17 protein-coding genes are annotated in these 19,209 nt (G+C 58.8%); 11 read left to right on the top strand and 6 right to left on the bottom strand.

What is annotated here, in order from left to right; genetic code table 11:
* Positions 1-124: 124 nt before the first annotated feature.
* Positions 125-262: a hypothetical protein gene (locus K3J57_RS06270; protein ID WP_173487465.1), complete on the bottom strand. Its 138-nt coding sequence runs from the start codon at positions 260-262 to the stop codon at positions 125-127.
* Positions 263-364: 102 nt separating this feature from the next.
* On the opposite strand from K3J57_RS06270, the gene K3J57_RS06275 reads away from it, so the two are divergent.
* Complete coding sequence (locus K3J57_RS06275) at positions 365-934, top strand: shikimate kinase (RefSeq protein ID WP_173487466.1); 570 nt, start codon at positions 365-367, stop codon at positions 932-934.
* A 1-nt stretch (position 935) separates the two neighbouring features.
* Positions 936-2,048, top strand: a complete 1,113-nt coding sequence (gene aroB / locus K3J57_RS06280; RefSeq protein WP_259794479.1) for a 3-dehydroquinate synthase — start codon at positions 936-938, stop codon at positions 2,046-2,048.
* Positions 2,049-2,058: 10 nt separating this feature from the next.
* On the opposite strand, the gene K3J57_RS06285 is transcribed toward aroB, so the two are convergent.
* Genes K3J57_RS06285 through ispD form a run of 4 tightly spaced genes read right to left on the bottom strand, consistent with a single transcriptional unit; the run spans position 2,059 to position 4,306 of the window.
* Positions 2,059-2,574 (bottom strand): CinA family protein, encoded by a 516-nt coding sequence (locus K3J57_RS06285; RefSeq protein ID WP_259797566.1) that lies wholly within the window; start codon positions 2,572-2,574, stop codon positions 2,059-2,061.
* Positions 2,574-3,095, bottom strand: coding sequence for a phosphatidylglycerophosphatase A family protein (locus K3J57_RS06290; RefSeq protein ID WP_259774646.1), 522 nt, complete (start codon positions 3,093-3,095; stop codon positions 2,574-2,576). Before K3J57_RS06290 ends, K3J57_RS06285 begins: the two co-directional genes overlap by 1 nt.
* 3 nt (positions 3,096-3,098) lie before the next feature.
* Positions 3,099-3,578, bottom strand: coding sequence for a 2-C-methyl-D-erythritol 2,4-cyclodiphosphate synthase (ispF, locus tag K3J57_RS06295; RefSeq protein ID WP_259797567.1), 480 nt, complete (start codon positions 3,576-3,578; stop codon positions 3,099-3,101).
* Positions 3,579-3,589: 11 nt separating this feature from the next.
* Positions 3,590-4,306, bottom strand: coding sequence for a 2-C-methyl-D-erythritol 4-phosphate cytidylyltransferase (ispD, locus tag K3J57_RS06300; protein ID WP_259797569.1), 717 nt, complete (start codon positions 4,304-4,306; stop codon positions 3,590-3,592).
* Positions 4,307-4,556: 250 nt separating this feature from the next.
* Between ispD and dusB the strand changes: the two genes are divergently transcribed.
* The 9 genes from dusB (at position 4,557) to hflX (ending at position 16,628) form a co-directional block, all read left to right on the top strand.
* On the top strand, positions 4,557-5,534 hold the full coding sequence (gene dusB / locus K3J57_RS06305) for a tRNA dihydrouridine synthase DusB (protein WP_259797571.1): 978 nt from the start codon (positions 4,557-4,559) through the stop codon (positions 5,532-5,534).
* Positions 5,531-6,583, top strand: coding sequence for a two-component system sensor histidine kinase NtrB (locus K3J57_RS06310; RefSeq protein ID WP_259786768.1), 1,053 nt, complete (start codon positions 5,531-5,533; stop codon positions 6,581-6,583). Before dusB ends, K3J57_RS06310 begins: the two co-directional genes overlap by 4 nt.
* Positions 6,584-6,595: 12 nt before the next feature.
* Positions 6,596-7,972 carry a response regulator gene (locus tag K3J57_RS06315; RefSeq protein ID WP_259797574.1) on the top strand — a complete coding sequence of 459 codons (1,377 nt, stop codon included), beginning with the start codon at positions 6,596-6,598 and terminating at the stop codon, positions 7,970-7,972.
* A gap of 169 nt (positions 7,973-8,141) precedes the next feature.
* Positions 8,142-10,388, top strand: coding sequence for a sensor histidine kinase NtrY-like (locus tag K3J57_RS06320; protein WP_259797576.1), 2,247 nt, complete (start codon positions 8,142-8,144; stop codon positions 10,386-10,388).
* A gap of 14 nt (positions 10,389-10,402) precedes the next feature.
* Positions 10,403-11,842 carry a nitrogen assimilation response regulator NtrX gene (gene ntrX, locus K3J57_RS06325; RefSeq protein WP_259774639.1) on the top strand — a complete coding sequence of 480 codons (1,440 nt, stop codon included), beginning with the start codon at positions 10,403-10,405 and terminating at the stop codon, positions 11,840-11,842.
* Between the two features lie 192 nt (positions 11,843-12,034).
* Positions 12,035-13,411: a Trk system potassium transporter TrkA gene (gene trkA, locus K3J57_RS06330; protein WP_173487477.1), complete on the top strand. Its 1,377-nt coding sequence runs from the start codon at positions 12,035-12,037 to the stop codon at positions 13,409-13,411.
* Positions 13,411-14,967 (top strand): TrkH family potassium uptake protein, encoded by a 1,557-nt coding sequence (locus K3J57_RS06335; RefSeq protein WP_259797578.1) that lies wholly within the window; start codon positions 13,411-13,413, stop codon positions 14,965-14,967. The genes trkA and K3J57_RS06335 overlap by 1 nt, the downstream gene beginning before the upstream one ends.
* A 141-nt stretch (positions 14,968-15,108) precedes the next feature.
* Positions 15,109-15,345 (top strand): RNA chaperone Hfq, encoded by a 237-nt coding sequence (gene hfq, locus K3J57_RS06340; protein WP_055192264.1) that lies wholly within the window; start codon positions 15,109-15,111, stop codon positions 15,343-15,345.
* Positions 15,342-16,628 carry a GTPase HflX gene (gene hflX / locus K3J57_RS06345; RefSeq protein ID WP_259797742.1) on the top strand — a complete coding sequence of 429 codons (1,287 nt, stop codon included), beginning with the start codon at positions 15,342-15,344 and terminating at the stop codon, positions 16,626-16,628. Before hfq ends, hflX begins: the two co-directional genes overlap by 4 nt.
* Before the next feature lie 69 nt (positions 16,629-16,697).
* On the opposite strand, the gene K3J57_RS06350 is transcribed toward hflX, so the two are convergent.
* A complete protein-coding gene (locus K3J57_RS06350; RefSeq protein ID WP_259797579.1) occupies positions 16,698-19,166 on the bottom strand; it encodes a penicillin acylase family protein in 2,469 nt (822 codons plus the stop codon).
* Positions 19,167-19,209 lie beyond the last annotated feature (43 nt).

The raw sequence follows: 19,209 nt of genomic DNA on the forward strand, positions 1-19,209 counted from the left end.
AGCCAAACCAGACAGGGTGCCCGTCGCCAGCGCGCAGATCAGTGTCCGGGAAAGCGACCGTGCCAAAACACGGCCCAGCTTTGCCGGGTTGCCTGTTCGCCCAGGTTCAGAAGGACACCCCCTCTTAGCCATCATTCAAGATCACCGACATGCTCTGCGGTGTGGCATCAGGTGACATGTCCCCAAGGTAGGCGTATCCCAATACGCCGATGCCAGACACGATCGACAGAAAAAGAACGAGTTTGATAATGCGAAGTGCCATGGTTTTCCCTTTTTTCTCGCCTCGCGGTTGCCTCGGTTCATTTTATATATGGCTTTTGCGGCAAGATCACGCCATTGAAGTAAAAACTTCGTAATTCGGCAGATGGGCGCCCCTTTGAGCAAGACTGTGACATATGAACTGAAGAAATCCGTGGTCATGGTGGGCATGATGGGGGCCGGGAAAACCGCCGTCGGACAGGCGCTGGCCAACCGTTTGGGCGTTGCCTTTCTGGACAGTGATGAAGAGATCGTCAAAGCCGCCAACATGTCAATTGCCGAGATATTCGAACGCGACGGCGAGCCGTTTTTTCGCGATCGGGAAAGCGAAGTTATCGCACGCCTTCTGGAGACGGAACGGGCGGTTCTGTCCACCGGCGGCGGCGCATTTCTGGCTGAGAGAAATCGGGACGTCATCACCGAGATGGGTGTGTCCGTCTGGCTCAAGGCGGATCTGGACCTGTTGTGGAACCGGGTGAAACACAAAGACACCCGTCCCCTTCTTCGCACCGCTGATCCCAAGGCCACATTGACCGAGATCTACAACGCCCGTGTGCCGGTCTATGCCCATGCGGATCTGGTTGTTGAGGCCCGGTCGGAATATGCAATCGGGGATATGGCGGATGCGGTGATTGCCGCCCTTCTGACCCGTCCGGATGTTTTGCAGGAGGTATGAGATGACCACAGTTCACGTTCCCCTCGAAGGGCGCGCCTATGACGTGCGCATTGCCCCCGGGCTGATCAACCGTGCGGGCGCGGAAATCGCTCCTTTTCTGCCGCGCCCGAAGACATGGATTGTAACGGAAGAAACGGTTGCCGGTCTGCATCTGGATACGCTCAAATCCGGGTTGGCTGCCGAAGGGATCGAGGCTGAGGCGCTGATCTTGCCACCGGGAGAAGGCACCAAAAGCTGGCCTTATCTCATGCAGGTGGTCGAATGGCTGTTGTCGCAAAAGGTTGAACGCAAGGATGTGGTTCTGGCTTTTGGCGGCGGGGTGATCGGCGATCTGGTGGGCTTTGCCTGCGCGATCCTGCGCCGGGGCGTGGGGTTCGTGCAGATCCCGACCAGCCTTCTTGCGCAGGTTGACAGCTCGGTCGGGGGAAAAACCGGCATCAACACGACCCATGGTAAAAACCTTGTGGGGGCGTTTCATCAGCCGTCTTTGGTTCTGGCAGATATTGCGGTGCTGGGCACGTTGAAAAAGCGCGATTTTCTGGCAGGCTACGGAGAGGTCGTCAAATATGGCGGTCTGGGAGATGCGGATTTCTTCGCCTGGCTTGAGGAAAATGGCCCGGCGCTCGCCGCGGGAGATATGGCATTGCGCAAAGAGGCCGTGCGCCATTCTGTGCAGATGAAAGCCGATATCGTGGTGCGTGATGAAACCGAGCAGGGAGACCGTGCGCTTTTGAACCTCGGTCACACATTTGGTCACGCGTTGGAAGCCGCCACCGGCTATTCCGACCGCCTGCTGCATGGCGAAGGGGTTGCGATCGGATGTGCGCTCGCCTTTGAAACCTCGGCCCGGATGGGGCTGATCAGCCAGGAAAGCCCCTCGCGCTGGCGCGAACATCTTGCTGCCATGGGCATGAAGAAAGACCTGTCGGATATTCCCGGCGAGCTGCCGGATGCAGAAGGGCTGATTGCGCTGATGGCACAGGACAAAAAGGTTCAGGCCGGAAAGCTGCGCTTTATCATGGCCCGCGCGATAGGCGAGGCATTTGTCACCGATCAGGTTGATATGGAAATTGTGCGTGCTGTTCTGAACGACGCGCTGGCCGGTCGGAGCTGATCCCGCTCTCTCAGCGTGCACTCAAGGCGGCGTCAATCAGTTCCAGTGCGTGGCGTGCCGCGGCGAGGCGCACTTGCGCGCGCCCACGGGCGCCAAACTCCACGGTTTCCGTTGTCGCCGCAGTCGTCCCCTCAGTGGTTTCTGCAAGCCCGAAACAGACCCGACCTTCGGGTTTGTGATCGGATCCACCGGGGCCGGCAATACCTGTGATCGAGACGGCCATATCCGCAGCCGAATGCGCCAGAGCGCCCAAAGCCATTTCCGCGGCAACCTCTTCGCTGACCGCCCCGTGGGCGGCAAGCGTCTTTGCCTGAACCCCCAGCATTTCCTGTTTCGCGTCGTTTGAATAGGTGATGAACCCACGATCAAAAACGTCGGAACTGCCGGGAATTTCCGTGATCCAACAGCCTACCATGCCCCCTGTGCAGCTTTCGGCCGTTGCCAGTTTCACGCCTTTGCGGCGGCACATGTCCAGAAGGCCCGCGACAAAGGGATCACCGGAGAGGAGCGTGGTCGGAGCGGGCATCAGAACCTCATCGGGGTTGGGCCAATGATCACCATATGGGCGATATAGGCCGCGAGAATCACGGTGATCGCAGCGGCAATACCCGCATAGACATCATCCAGCATGACACCTTTTGCATCCCCGCGCCGATCTGCTTTTCCAATCGGCCCGAACTTGGTGATGTCAAAGAAGCGGAACGCCAAGAAGGCCACGATCCATCCCGGGTAAAGCTGTAAGATATCAGCCCCCATGATCCGCGCCCCAAAAGACACCGGGAAAAGTGCAATCCACATTCCCACCACTTCGTCGATCACCACTTCAGACGGGTCGTGATTGTCGCTCCCCATGGTGTAAATCTCTGTCGCTTTGAGGCCGATGAGATAGGCCAGAATGGTGGCGCCAGTCAGGGCAATCGGTCCCCCGATCACGTGCAAAAGCCATCCCACCGGCAGCGCCGCCAGGGTGCCCCAGGTGCCGGATGCGGGTTTCAAAAGACCAGAATAGCCGAAGGTCGCAATCAGCTTTGCGGTGGATCTGTTCATGGCTCAATCCTTGATCAACGTGGCAACGGCCATTGAAGCGATCCCCTCTTCCCGGCCAGTAAACCCGAGCCGTTCTGACGTGGTGGCCTTGACCGAAACCTGATCCGGTTCCAGCCCCATGATGGTGGCAAGGGCCGCTCGCATGGCGATCGCATGAGGGCCAATCTTCGGCCGTTCGCAGATCAGGGTCACATCCACATTTGAAATGCGATACCCCCGATCACGGACCCGACCGACGGCATGGCGCAGGAAAATATCGCTTTCAGCACCTTTCCACTGCGGATCGCTGGGCGGGAAATGCTGGCCGATATCGCCATCTGCCAAGGCGCCGTAAATCGCATCTGTCAGTGCATGCATCCCCACATCCGCATCGCTATGCCCTTTCAGCTTCCGCTCATGCGGAATTTTGACACCGCACAGGATCACGTGATCGCCCTCTTCAAAGGCGTGCACGTCATATCCCTGACCCACCCGAATATCCATCTTGCTGTCCCTTACGTGATGTTTTGCAACAATAACTCGGCCCGTGCGAAATCTTCGGGCGTGGTGATTTTCAGGTTCTGCTCCTCGCCCGCCACGATCGTGACGTCAAGCCCTGCATGGCGCGCGACTTCGACATCATCGGCGGCCCCGCCCGGATGGGCGCGATGTGCGGACAGGATCTTGTCGAAATGAAACCCCTGCGGGGTCTGTGCGCGATAAAGCCCGTCACGGTTCTGGGTGCCGGAAACCTTACCATCCGTTCCCCGCCAAAGCGCATCCGTGACAGGAAGGGCAGGGGCCGCCCCCGGGCTGAGGGCGAGCGCATCGAGCACTGCGTCAATCACCCTGTCCGACACAAGCGGCCGGGCCACGTCATGGATCAGCACATAATCCGGGTTGGCGCTGGTCAGGGCTTCCAACCCACGCCGCACCGATTCATCGCGGTTGGCCCCGCCGAAAACTTCCGCCATCTCGGGAAGATCGGGACCTTTTGGAAGGCGATCCCAGATCAGGGTTTCGCAGAGTTTCCGATCTTCCGGGTGAATAACCAGCGCGACCATCGAGATACGGGGATGGTTGCAGAACCTTCGGATGGTGGCCTCCGCCACGGAACCGTCGCCCAGTGGACGCCATTGTTTTGGCAGCCCGCCGCCGGCCCGTGTGCCCCGGCCTGCGGCAACGATAACCACGGCCACTTTCGGGGGAATGGAGTGTGTCTGGTGTGTCATGACGCCCTGTTTAAGATGTTTCTGCGAAAAACTGTATCGAAGATTTCAACACGAACGCCCAGCGAAACCTTCGCCGCCACATCCCGCGCGTTTTGCGAACCTGCCACGAAAGAGATCAAAAGCCGATAGAGCGCCATGGAAACCGCCTAAAAAATGTGCAATTCATAAATGAGGGCCGATCCCCGCAGGCAAATTCTTGTTTGGTTGCAGGGACACGCGCATGATTTTCGCAATTGCTCAAGGATTAGGCATGCCTCTCTCTATCGGACATATCACGCTGCCGTCGCCGGTTATTCTGGCGCCAATGGCGGGAATCACCGACTTGCCGTTTCGCCAGCTTGTTGGCGGTTTCGGGGCCGGTCTGGTTGTGTCCGAAATGGTTGCCAGTCAGGAAATGGTGCAGGCCAAGCCGGGGGTGCGGGAACGGGCGGAGCTGGGGTTTGGCCTCTCTGACACTGCGGTGCAACTTGCGGCCCGGGATGTATACTGGGCCGGTGAAGCGGCACGGATGGTTGAGGCCAATGGTGCCCGGATCATCGACATCAATATGGGGTGCCCAGCCCGAAAGGTGGTTGGCGGAATGTCCGGCTCTGCGCTTTTGCGCGATCTCGATCACGCGCTGCGCTTGATTGAGGCCATTGTCGGTGCGGTGCAGATCCCGGTCACGCTCAAGACACGTCTGGGGTGGGATGACACGATGCTGAATGCGCCGGATCTTGCTGGACGCGCCGAAGCGGCTGGTATTCAGATGATCACCATCCACGGCCGGACCCGATGTCAGTTTTACAAAGGACGGGCCGATTGGTCGGCGATCAGGCGGGTCAAAGAGGCGGTATCGATACCGGTCATTGCCAATGGGGATATCGTGGACAGCAAAACCGCACGCGAGGCGCTTGAAAAATCTGGTGCGGATGGTGTCATGATCGGGCGCGGGGCAGGGGGCAAGCCCTGGCTCCTGCAGCAGGTGGCCCATGATCTGTTTGGCGCGCCTGCCCCGGTGATCCCGCACGGCGAAGAACTTGTCCGCATGGTTCAGGACCATCATCGTGCCAGCCTTGACTTTTATGGCGAGGAACTGGGCGCGCGGGTGATCCGCAAGCATCTTGGCTGGTATATGGATGCGGCCTGCACGCCCGCGGACCTGCGCCGCCGGATTCTGTCCTCGCGTGATCCGGTCGAAGTGACCGGGTTGCTTTCGGACGCTTTGCTGCAAGAGGTGCCCGCATGAGCGATCTTCTGTGGTCCGCATTGCCCATTCCCGCGCTGATCCTGTCAAAAGATGGGCTGGTTGAGCAGGTCAATGCCGCAGGCGAAGCTCTGCTCAATCAATCTGAGCGGGCCCTGCTTGGACGTGGGATGGTCGAGGTGCTGCAACTGGGCCCTGAACTTGGGGACGCCATCGAGAGGGTGCGCGCATCGCAGGGAACAATGTATGCAGATGCGGTCAAGTTCACGCCGCATAATACCCCGCCCGGCGAGGTGAACATCCAGATCTCACCAATCGGTGAAGGGGCGTTGCTGCTGTTGCATCCGCGACAGCCGGAACAGTTGGGGCAGGAAAAGGGCAGCAAGGCCGCGCGTCAGGCGATTGGCATGGCGGAAATGCTCGCCCATGAGATCAAGAACCCGCTTGCCGGCATCACCGGGTCAGCACAGCTTTTGTCCATGGGGCTCAGCCCGGAAGATCAGGAGCTGACGGATCTGATTGTGGCCGAAAGCCGCCGCATCGTGGCGCTGCTGGATCAGGTTGAACAGTTTGGCGATTTGCGCCCGCCGGTAAAACACCCGGTCAATATCCACGACCTGCTGGATCGCGCCCGGACCACGGCTCGGGTGGGATTTGCCGATGGGTGCAGCATCAATGAACTGTATGATCCCTCACTGCCCCTGACCTTTGTGGATGAAGACCAGCTGATGCAGGTTTTTCTGAACCTGATCAAGAATGCATCCGAGGCCGCAGGCAGTGCCGGGTCCATCACGTTGCGCACCTTTTACGACGCCGGGTTGCATCGGCGCGGTCCGGATGGCACGCGAGAGCCCCTTCCGCTTCAGGTCGAGGTGATTGATGACGGTCCGGGCCTGCCCCCGGACATTGCCGATCATGTGTTCGATCCTTTTGTGTCTGGCCGGGAAAATGGCACCGGCCTCGGGCTGGCGCTGGTATCAAAGATCCTCACCGATCACGGCGGGCTGATCACCGTCAACAGTCAACCGGGCCGAACCGTGTTTCGGGTGTCGCTGCCGGTGGTGCCCGATCCCGGACGGGCCAGGAAATAAGGAGCTGAGACAATGGACGGAACCGTTCTGATTGCCGATGACGACCGCACGATCCGAACCGTGCTGACCCAGGCGCTGACCCGCGCAGGCTGCCGGGTGCATGCCACCGGATCAATGATGACGCTGCTACGATGGGTCGAAGAGGGGCGCGGGGACGTCGTGATCTCCGACGTGATCATGCCTGACGGGAACGGGTTGGAAAACCTGCCTAAGATCTCTGAAATGCGTCCCGACCTTCCGGTGATCGTGATTTCCGCCCAGAACACGATCATGACGGCCATTCAGGCGGCAGAGGCAGAGGCATTCGATTATCTGCCCAAACCCTTTGACCTGCCGGACCTGATGAAACGTGTCGGGCAGGCGTTGGAGCGAAAACGCCTGCGTGCGCCTGCAAGCCCGGTTCAGGGGACCTCTACCGCCGGGTCAGACCTGCCGCTTGTGGGGCGCAGCCCGGCGATGCAGGACCTTTATCGCCTCGTGGCGCGGGTGCTGAATATTGATCTTCCTGTATTGATTACAGGGGAAAGCGGCACCGGGAAGTCGCTGATTGCGCAGGCCATACATGATTTCTCAGCCCGCAGTGAGGCCCCATTTGTGGTGGCAACCCCGGATGATCTGCGGCCAGCGGACGCCCTGTCGGATCTGACCCGCCGGGTTGGTGGCGGCACCATTCTTTTTGATGGGATCGGGGATCTGGATGGCGAGGCTCAGGCGCGCCTGTCGCGCTTTCTGGATGGGCTCGGCGCAAGCGGAAATGGAGGCCCCCGGGTCATCGCCATCTCTCAGGGCAATCTGTCAGAACGCATTCGGCAAGGCGCGTTTCGCGAAGACCTTTATTACCGTCTGGCAGGTGTCGTGATATCCGTTCCGGCCCTGCGTGAACGGCTGGAAGATATCCCCGCCCTTGCGGCGCATTTCATTCAGCGCACCGCACAGGATGGGATTTTGGAACGACGGCTGTCGAGCGACGCTCTGGAGGCATTGCGTGCGCATCCCTGGCCCGGAAACCTGCGCCAGTTGGAAAACCTGATGACCCGCCTGCTGGTCACCGGGGGCGAGGAAGACATTTCTCTGACCGAAATAACGAATGCCCTGTCCGGGGATCTGGCCGTGCGCTCTCCCAGTCAGGCCCCCGATGAGCGGCTTTCCGCCTCTGTCGCTAGGCACCTCAAGCATTACTTCGATCTTCACGGCGGGACATTGCCGCCACCCGGCCTTTATCAACGTATTTTACGTGAAATCGAGCTTCCCCTGCTGGAAATTGCGCTGGATGCCACCAGCGGCAATCAGGCCAAATGTGCCGATCTGCTTGGCATCAACCGCAATACCTTGCGCAAAAAGATCACCGACCTCGGAATAGAGGTGACACGCCGCCGGAAGTTGATGTAAAAGAGCAACAAGCGTTGCAAATTGGCACTGGGTCGCTGCGATCCGGGGCAGGAGACGTGAAGTGGTCGGACAAACCGGCGCAGACGTGGTGCTGAACTCGGTGTCACAAAAGTGGCAGTAACGAGCAGCCTGCAGGTTTTGGGGGGCAAAAACGTTGGCAGAGCGCAAGATGCGCAAAACCAGCCTTGAGCGGTATATCGCGGCGCGGAACTGGCGTCGCTTGCGCACGATATCGGCCCTTGGCCTGATCATGATGGGACCACTTCTGGCGGTGGGCACCTTCCTTGTGCTTGGGCCTTTTGGTCAGGGCGGGGAAAGCTCTGCGCTGCGTCTCATCCTGATGGCCGATCTTCTTTATGTGATTGTCGTGGCCGGACTTGTTCTGGCAGGTATCGTTCGAATGGTTGGTGCGCGCCGGATGGAAAACGCCGGGTCACGGTTGCACCTGCGCCTGACCGCGGTTTTTGCCGTTATCGCGCTGAGCCCGACGGTGCTGGTGGCGATCTTTGCCATGCTCACGCTAAATTTGGGGCTCGAGGGCTGGTTTTCTGAACGTGTGCGCCTTGTGGTGGGGAATTCCCGCGCTGCTGCTGAGGCCTATAAGGGGGAAAGCCGCGAGGGGCTTGTTCAGGATGCGCGTGCGATCAGCAATTTCCTTGTGACCCAGAGACAAAGACAAACCCTTTTGACCGAGGGCGAACTCGGCCAGCTTCTGACAACGGCCCAAGAGCGGATCCAGCGCGGGCTGAGCGAAGCCTTTGTGCTCAATTCCGATGGCGACATTCGGGTGCGCGGCAATCAATCCTACCTGTTCAATTATGACCGCCCCGAAGAAGAAGATTTCAAACAGGCGATGGCAGGGCAACCGGTGGTGATCGAAGACTGGAGCCAGAATGAATTTCGCGTTTTGCTTCTGCTGCCGGGCTTTTCTGACCATTTTCTTTACCTGACGCGCGAGGTGAACGGAGAGATCCTGGACCTGGTCGATGAAACACAGGAAGCGGCCAGACTTTATACCCAACTGGAAAGCCAGCGGGGGAAAACCCTGTTCCAATTTGGTCTGATTTATCTTGGCTTTGCGCTGATCCTGATCCTTGCCGCGGTCTGGATGGGAATGTGGTTTGCCGAACGGCTGGCGCGCCCGGTTGGGCGGCTTGCGGGGGCTGCAAAACGGGTTGGGGCCGGGGATCTGGATGTTCAGGTGCTGGAAGAGCGCGGAGATGACGAAATTGCCATGCTCGCGCGGTTTTTCAACCAGATGACCCGGCAATTGAAAGGGCAGCGCCAGCGGCTTTTGGACAATACGCAGCAAATTGATGAGCGTCGGCGCTTGTTTGACAGTGTGCTGAGTTCGATCACCGGCGGGGTGATGGGGCTTGCGGCCGACGGGTCGGTCACCTTTGTCAACCGCGCCGCCGAACGGCTTCTGGATGTGCAGGATGAAAGCGGACAGGAACACCAGTTGGAGCTGGTTGTGCCCGAGTTCCAGCCCATGCTTGATGAGCTGCGTAACAGCAATCGCGAAAGCGTGCAGAAAGAAGTGCGCCTGACCCGTAGCGGAAAGCAGGAAAGCCTGCTGGTGCGCATTGCCCAACGGCGCAATCAGGATGGTGAGCTGGAAGGCTATGTGATTGCCTTTGATGACGTCACCGATCTGGTATCTGCGCAACGTATGGCCGCCTGGGGCGATGTTGCCCGCCGGATTGCCCATGAGATCAAGAACCCGCTCACCCCAATTCAATTGTCGGCGGAGCGGATCAAACGCAAATTCTCTCGTGTTGACGGGGTGGATGTTGACGCCCTTGAACAATACACGGATGTGATTGTTCGCCAAACCAATGACTTGCGGCGCATTGTTGATGAGTTTTCGAAATTCGCCAGGATGCCGGAACCAGAGCGTAGACGCACGGATCTTGTGGCTTTGACCCGGGATGCGGTGCTTTTGCAGCAGACTGGCCAAGAGGGTATCTCGATACACGCTGACCTGCCGGAAGAAGAGCTTTGCGTGGATATTGATCCGACCATGATTGGTCAGGCTCTGACAAATCTTATCAAAAATGCCGGCGAAGCCATTGAAAGCCTTCAGGAACGTGGCGCTCCTGACGGGCATGATCCGCAGGTCCGGATTGCGATGAAAAAAGAAGAGGACGGCGTGCGGATCACCATTGCCGACAATGGGATCGGCTTGCCCGAAGACCGTGCAAAGCTTTTTGAACCCTATGTCACGACACGCGACAAGGGGACCGGGTTGGGTTTGCCAATCGTCAAGAAAATCATCGAAGAACATGGCGGGACACTTGATCTTGAAGATGCTCCCGTCTTTGGACATCAATCTGGCACTGGGCAGCTGCGCCCCGGGGCCATGGCTGTAATTTGGTTGCCGGTGGATGACCCCCTGGCGGCCGCAGTGAGTTAAGGAAAGAGGATAAGATGAGTGACACCAGGGGCGATATTCTGATTGTCGATGACGAGCGGGACATCCGCGAGTTGATCTCGGATATTCTTGAAGATGAGGGGTTCTCCACCCGCATTGCTGGCACCTCGGACGAAGCGGTGGCGCAGGTGAAGTCCGAACTTCCCGCGCTGATGATCCTCGACATCTGGCTGAAAGACAGCGACATGGACGGGATCGACATCCTGAAAATGGTCAAGCGCGAACACCCGGAAGTGCCGGTGGTGATCATTTCCGGGCATGGCAATATCGAGATTGCCGTCGCGGCGATCAAACAGGGGGCTTATGACTTTATCGAAAAGCCGTTCAATATCGATCAGCTGATGGTGGTGATTTCTCGCGCGATGGAGGCCAGCAACCTGCGACGCGAAAACACCGCTCTGAAACGGCGTGACGGGTCCGCAAAAGAGATGATTGGATCAAGCTCAGCCTTCAAGGCATTGAAAAGCAACCTAGATAAAGTCACTAAATCAAATGGCCGCGTGTTGCTGTCCGGCCCGGCCGGGTCGGGGAAAGAGCTGGCCGCGCGCTATATTCACACCCATTCAGACCGCGCCGCAGCCCCGTTTGTCGTGGTCAATTCCGCAGCGATTGACGCAGATCGGATGGAAGAGGTGTTGTTCGGGCGCGAAACAGTGGAACGCGGGGTGGAACCCGGTCTTCTGGATGAAGCCAATGGCGGGGTGATCTATTTCGATGAGGTTGCCGACATGCCGCTCGGCACCCAGTCCAAAATCCTTCGCGTTCTGGTCGATCAGCGTTTTCAGCGGGTCGGGGGACATGATAAGGTCAGCGTAGATATTCGCGTTATTTCCAGCTCTAACAAAGACTTACAGCATGAAATTAATGAAGGAAACTTCCGCGAAGAGCTCTTTCATCGACTGAATGTCGTGCCGATTGCCGTGCCTGCTCTGGCCGATCGCCGCGAAGACATCCCAGAGCTTGCCGCGCATTTTCTGGAAACGATCAATGCCGAGCAGGGGCTGGCCCTGCGCAGTTTGAGCGAAGATGCCGAGGCAATGCTTCAGGCAATGAGCTGGCCGGGCAATGTGCGTCAGCTTAAAAACGTGATCGAGCGGGTGTTGATTCTGGGCGATGGCACCGGTCCCATTCAACCGCATGAACTTCCTGGAAATGACCCGGCTGAAGCTGCGGGCGAAGATGGTGGCCTTCCGCGTGCGCTCCCGTCGGCCCTGGCAACCCTGCCACTGCGCGAAGCACGGGAAGCGTTTGAGCGGGAATATCTACTGACCCAGATCAACCGTTTTGGCGGCAATATCTCGAAAACTGCGAATTTTGTCGGGATGGAGCGCAGCGCCCTGCACCGCAAACTGAAATCTCTTGGCGTTGTGACCGGCAACAAGGCAGGCGCACGCGTGGCATATATTGCCGGAGAAAGCGAAGAGGAAACCGCCTGAGATCCAAACAGAAAGTGTCGCCACGCGCAGGCTGTTGCAGCCTGGGCGTGGGGGTGCTTGACCTTGTTGGGTTGCAATGGCAGACCTTTTGCTGACAGGGCGCCGGACAATGGCACTCGGCAAAAGACAGTCGGTTCAGCCTCATGTTGACTGAGGTTGCGCCGCCGAAACGAGCTGAAGGAACAGTCGGCCATGAAAGTGATCATTTGCGGAGCAGGGCAGGTCGGGTGGCAGATCGCGCGACATCTGTCGGCGGAAAACAATGACGTCACCGTGGTTGACAACAATCCGGTCCTCGTCAATCGAGCCACGGAAACTCTTGATGTTCAAGGTGTTACGGGGTTTGCCTCCTATCCGGATGTGTTGGAACGGGCCGGGGCACCGGATGCGGATATGATCATCGCCGCCACCCATTCGGATGAGGTGAACATGGTCACCTGTCAGGTGGCACATTCGGTTTTTGCAGTGCCGCGAAAAATTGCCCGGCTGCGCAGCCAATCCTATCTCGATGCGATTTATTCCGACCTGTATCGGCGCGATCACCTGCCGATTGATGTGGTGATCAGCCCGGAGCGCGAGGTGGCCGAGGCGGTTTTGAAACGGCTGACCGCACCATCCGCGTTTGATATCGAGAGTTTTCTGGACGGTAAGGTGCAGCTGCTGGGCGTGCAGCTTGATGACGATTGCCCCGTGCTCAACACCCCGCTGCGCCAGCTGACAGATTTGTTTTCGACCTTGTCGGTGATTGTTGTCGGTGTGCGGCGCGAGGGGTCTTTGTTCGCCCCTGAACCGGGAGATCAGCTTTTCGGCGGCGATCAGGTTTATGTGTTCACCCGTACCGAAGATATGGATCGCACGATGGAGGTCTTTGGCAAGACTTCAAAACGCCAAAACCGTGTGGTCATTCTGGGTGGGGGAAATGTTGGGCTTGCGGTCGCCAAAGCGTTGGAAACCCGGACCGACCGGATCAGGGCCAAGGTGGTTGAGCTTAACCGTGTTGTGGCAGAGAAGGCCGCGGATGCGTTGGAGCGCACCGTCGTGCTTTATGGCGACGGCATGAATATGGAACTCATGAAAGAGGCGGGTGTGCCCAAAGCGGATGCCATTCTCGCGGTGACGGATGATGACAAGGTCAATCTGCTGACCTCGGTGCGCGCCAAATCCGTTGGGTGTCAGATGTCGATCTGCCTGATCAACGATCCTACCCTTGCCGGGTTGATGGAGCCGCTGAATATCGACGCCTATATCAACCCGCGCACCCAGACGGTCAGCTCGATCCTGCGCCATATCCGGCACGGCAAGGTGCGTGAGGTCTATTCGCTTGGCGACGCCGAGGCCGAGGTAATCGAGGCGCAGGTTCTGGCCACCTCACCCGTGGCCGGCAAAGCGATCCGGGATGTGGATTTTCCGGAAGGGGTGCTGGTCGGGGCGGTGCTGAAGGGGGATACCGTCCTGAAGCCAACTGGTAAGATGCGCCTTGATGAAGGGGATGTGGTCACGATTTTTGCAATGGCGGAAGACGTCCCCGAAGTGGAACGCCTGTTGCAGGTTCAGATTGATTATTTCTGATGTCGCGCCTGCCGTCCACTTCTCTTGTTGGCAGGATACTGAACCTGCCTTTGCTGGTGATCCTGATGGGGATCGGGTCGACCTCAATGCTGGTCCCGGCAGGATATGGGTGGTTCTCAGGCGAGTTTTTTGAGAGCCGGGTGTTCTTTTACGGTGCCATCCTGTTTGGATTTCTGACGTCCTTCCTGGCGCTTGCCATGGCGGATCGACCGCGCTCCAACCGGCCCCGGCGCCACCTGATGGCGCTGCTGGGACTGTTTGTGCTTTTGCCCATCATGCTTGCGGTTCCTTTTCACCAGGCCCTGCGCAACACCAGCTTTCTAAACGCTTATTTCGAAATGGTCTCGGCCCTGACCACCACCGGGGCGACCCTGTTTGATACCCCCGACCGGCTTGCAGAGACCCTCCACCTCTGGCGCGCGCTGGTCGGTTGGATGGGCGGCCTGTTCATCTGGGTCAGTGCCATTGCCATTCTTGCCCCCATGGCCCTTGGCGGTTTCGAAGTGCGCGCACGGTTTGGCGCCCGACAGGACGCTGGGGGTATTGGCGGCGGATTGAGCCAGATCACGAATGTGGCAGATATTTCCCAGCGCATTCGCGCCTATGGGCTAAAGCTGTTTCCGGTCTATGCCGGGTTGACCTTGGTCCTCTGGATTGGCCTGATCCTGGCCGGTGATACCGCCTTTGTTGCCGCCTGCCACGCCATGTCGACCATGGCCACCAGCGGGATCTCTCCTGTTGGTGGCATGACCAATAGCGGGGCCGGATTTGCGGGCGAAGCGATTATCGCGGTGTTTTTCATTTTTGCGATTTCACGCCTGACATTTGCCACTGACATGCAATCAGAAAACCTGCGCAGCCTTCTTGGGGATGCGGAAATTCGCATGGCGTTTGCGATTATTTTGATTGTCCCGGCCTTCCTTTTCCTGCGCCATTGGATTGGTGCGTATGAAGTGGATGAAGAAACCAATATTCTTGCGGGCCTGACCTCTCTGTGGGGATCGGTTTTCACGGTTCTGTCCTTTCTGACCACAACCGGGTTTGAAAGCAGCGCCTGGGCCGCCAGCCGGGATTGGTCGGGCTTGCAGACGCCGGGTCTGGTCCTGACTGGGCTTGCTCTGATTGGCGGCGGCGTTGCCACCACGGCCGGGGGCGCGAAACTCATGCGGGTCTATGCGCTGTACCTGCATGGACGACGAGAGTTGGAAAAACTGGTCCACCCGTCATCGGTGGGTGGCAGCGGAACCGACGCGCGCCATATGCGGGGGCGTGGTGCCTATATGTCCTGGGTGTTTTTCATGCTTCTGGCAATGTCGCTGGCCATTGTGACACTGGCGCTATCCTTTACCGGTCTGGATTTTGAAAGCACGATGATCCTGACCATTTCCGCCCTTACCACCACGGGGCCACTGGCCCAAGTGGCGTCCAGCGCACCTTTCTCTTATGCGGATCTGTCCGACCCCGCCAAGGTCATCATGGCCGGGGCGATGGTCCTTGGACGGCTTGAGACATTGGCGATTATTGCACTTTTCAATCCTGACAGCTGGCGCCGCTGACGCTTTCCCAGCGATTTTGTCGCTATAGGTGCATTTTGCAATACGTTTGGGGCTGGAAACCTTCAAATTCACAGGTCATATTAGAAGAATAGGACTTTCCTGCCGTTTCCCGGCAGCACGAGATAAAAAGGACAAAAAACGATGGCTGCGGACAAACAAAACCTGCAAGACGCCTTTCTGAACCATGTGCGCAAATCGAAGGTTCCCGTCACGATTTTCCTGATCAATGGCGTCAAACTTCAGGGCGTTATTTCCTGGTTCGACAATTTCTGCGTTCTTCTGCGCCGGGACGGTCAATCGCAACTGGTTTACAAACACGCGATTTCGACGATCATGCCGGGCGCTCCGATCAACCTGTATGATGGCGAAGACAGCTGACCGATCTCGTTGAACAGGAGAGCCTGCCCACACGGGCCTGGGTTCTCCATCCCGAACTGACATCCGACCGCGCCCGCCGGACCGCTGGCCCTGCGCTGGAAGAGGCCGTTTCTCTGGCCGCTGCCCTGCCACACCTGGTGGTTGAAGGGGCCGAAATCGTGCGTATTTCCCGCCCCCATCCCGGCCACCTGTTCGGGTCGGGCAAGATCGAAGAGCTGAAGGCGCGCCTTCAGGCGGCCGAGGTTGAGCTTGTGCTGATTGATGGGCCCGTCAGCCCGGTGCAGCAGCGCAATCTTGAAAAGCTCTGGAAAGTCAAAATCCTCGATCGCACCGGACTTATCCTTGAAATCTTCTCGGATCGCGCCCGGACCCGGGAAGGGGTGTTGCAGGTCGAAATGGCCGCGCTGAGTTATCAGCGCACCCGACTGGTGCGGGCATGGACCCACCTGGAGCGCCAACGTGGCGGGCTTGGATTTGTTGGCGGCCCCGGTGAAACCCAGATCGAAGCCGACCGCCGTGCCATTGATGATCAGCTCAACCGGCTGCGCAAGCAGCTTGAGAAAGTTGTGAAAACCCGCGAATTGCACCGTGCGGCGCGGGCCAAGGTGCCGTTTCCCATCGTGGCGCTTGTGGGCTATACCAATGCCGGGAAATCAACGCTTTTCAATCGGCTGACCGGTGCGGACGTGCTGGCAAAAGATATGCTGTTTGCCACGCTCGACCCGACGATGCGCAATATCGAACTGCCGGGCAGCGGGCGCAAGGTCATTTTGTCGGACACGGTGGGGTTCATCTCGGACCTGCCGACCCAGCTGGTGGCTGCGTTTCGCGCCACGTTGGAAGAGGTTCTGGCCGCAGATTTGATCCTGCATGTGCGCGATATTTCGTCTGAGAACACTGACGAGCAGGCGGCGGATGTGGAAAAGATCATGGAAGATCTGGGGGTGGATGAAAACACGCCCAGCCTGGAGGTTTGGAACAAAACCGATCTTCTGGATCCCGAGGATGCAGATGCCCGCAGGCGCGAAGCTGCACGCAACGACGATATTTTCACCCTGTCTGCCATAACGGGCGAAGGGTTCGAAGACCTGTTGGAGGCGGTGGAAACCCGGCTGGCATCACCGCGCGAAACCACAGATGTTGATCTGGCGTTTTCCCAGGGCAAGCAGCGCGCGTGGTTGTTCTCACAAGGGGTGGTGGACGCGGAAGAACAGACCGAAACCGGCTGGTCCCTGACCGTCACCTGGACCGAGCGGCAGAAAGCGGAATACGCGGCGCTGTGAACGAGGTTCTCGGGGGGCAGACCATCCTCTGATGGCTGGCCCCCAAGACCATTTTTTGCAAATCCCGGATCACTTTTCCTTGGGCAGCAGGCGGGTAATACCAACCGCCGCCGCCCGCGCCAGATCGGGATCAAGGGACATCGGGGTGTATTCTCCGCGCCGCCAAAGCTCGCCCAGATCATCATAGTGACGCGAAAGCGGGTGACCGGATTGGCCGGTGGCGGTGACAAAAAGCGAACTGTCGGGGTCGGCTAGGTCATAAACGCCGCGATATCCAGCCCCGTGCACGTTTTGAAACGGATCATCGCCACGACCGGATGTTTGTCCGCGCATCAGGGTATTGTCCCCGCCTGAGGTCGATTGCCGGATATTCACAAAATACTTCAGAAACGGAACTTTTCCCAACACCGGATGATCCTGCGTGGCGATATGATAATCCCCCCAGCGCAGGCTTTCCTGTTCGCCACGCGTGTTTTCCTCCAGCCAAAGCAGTGCGTCATCCAAAGCGGCCCGGGCAATGTCGGTGCAGGTTTCCACCGGGGCAGACTGGATCACGTCACACCAGACAGAAGCCCCTTCGATGTCCCGAAAAACCCGCTCGATAAAAATGGGATCGGCATGGGGGAAAGCCTCGGTCAACGGTCCAAGCTCATCGCGGATCAACCTGTTTTTCAGGGCCCGCATCCAGGCAGAATAGATCAGGGGCTCCGGCATATGTTCGTTCATCTCGCCGTTCCAACTGGCCAGCAGGTCAAGCGCGCGCTGGCGCTTGCGATCCTGCGTGCCCTCGGGGGCGGCCTCTCCGGTAAACCACAGATCGGCCCCCACCAAAGGCAACAGGGTCCGGGCGGTGGGGGAAACCGTATCCAGCTGCGCTTCGATAAAACTGTCACGCGTATGCACGGCACGGGCCTGCATCAGGCGGGTCCAGCGCTGGATGCGCTGGCTGTCCCCCCAAGAGTAGCTCATGTGAAGCGGGAAGGGGCGTTCGATCACCTTATTGTTGGTGTTGCCGACAATGCCCCCTTTGGGTTGCACGAATTCCGGGTTGGCCGAATAGGTTTCCACCCCGTTCCAACGGTTTTCCGGCTTCCACCCGAGGCTCGGCATACGTCCCTTGGTTTGATGATCCGCATCCCGGCGGGGCATCGCCCCGATCACCTTCATCGCGATCTGACTTTTGTCTGCCATGGTCAGGTTCAGGCTCGGGGCCACAAAATCCGCGCCCGCCGACAGGCCTTCACTGATTGTCATGGCGCGCATCAGTCGGATTGCCGCGCTCATGGATCGGTCACGTGGCGCCAGCAGCGTCCAGGACAGTGCCGCCACATGGCCCGGTGGGGTAACCGAGGACAGATCATACATGTTCCCCGGCAAAACCGGGCCATTGTCTGACCATTGCAGTTGCAGGGTAACCGGCGCCTGATCCTTGACCTTGACAATGGTTGGACGGGTGACAAGCTTTGCGAACCCGTCGGGCGTGCGCACCTCTTCCGCATTCTCGGGGTTCAGCTCCTCCATGAACACATCCTGATCATCCATGTAAGAGGAGGTGATGCCCCAGGCAAAATCGTTTGAGCGCCCCACAAGCACGATAGGCATGCCGGGAATGGTGCCCCCGATCACCCCTCCGGTCGATAGCTCCAACCGCGCAAGATACCAAAGGCTGGGGGCGGTAAAACTGAGATGCGGATCATTGGCGAGAAGGGAGGCACCGGCGGCGGACCGGCTGGGCGCGGCGGCCCATGCGTTTGACGCACCTTCCAGCCCGCGGGCGGGGCTGGGCCAGAAATCGGGCAATCGATCCACCGGGCGCAAAGCGGCAAAGTCCGGGGTGCCCTTAAAGAGGGACGCGTAATCAGGGAGCGCAGCCACACCGGTGCCGGGCATGTCCGGCATCACATCACGCAGGCGCTCCTCAGGTAGGGCAAGCGAAACGCGCGCGCGCAGCACCTCGTCCTGAAGCTGCCCCCCCTGCTGCACCCCCATGAGCTTCAGGACCGCAAGGCTGTCGGCAGGTTGCCAGGGGGAAATTCCGGCAGGGAACAGGAAAAACTCGGGCGCCCCTCTTCCTAACGCCTCGGTGTTGATCCGGGACAGATAGGCGTTCACGCCCGACGCATAGGCCGACAGGGCCTTTTGGGTGTCACGGTCCTGTTCTGCCACATCCTGCTGGGCAAGGCGGTAGATATCGAGCCGCCGCATCAATTCATCCGTTTTGAACGTACGCTCCCCGAACAATTCCGAAAGGCGGCCCTGTGCGGTGCGGCGCAGCAGCATCATCTGCCAAAGCCGATCCTGAGCGTGCGCATAGCCAAGCCCAAAGAACACATCACTGTCGTTCTGACCGAAAATATGGGGGATATTGGCGTTGTTGCGCACAATCTCAACCGGCGCGGTAATGCCGGGGGTTTCTCGCGTGGCGGAGTAATCAGGCAGGGATTGCGCCGCAAGGTAATAGACCAGCCCGGTTCCCAGAACTGCCAATAAAAGGGCTGCCGATACGATCCGGATCAACCAGCGAAACACTATTCCCATTCCGAGCCTCTTGTTGACGTTTTGGGTCTGAGCGGTAACTACT

The organism is Aliiroseovarius crassostreae, from assembly GCF_025137635.1.
GTDB lineage: Bacteria > Pseudomonadota > Alphaproteobacteria > Rhodobacterales > Rhodobacteraceae > Aliiroseovarius > Aliiroseovarius crassostreae.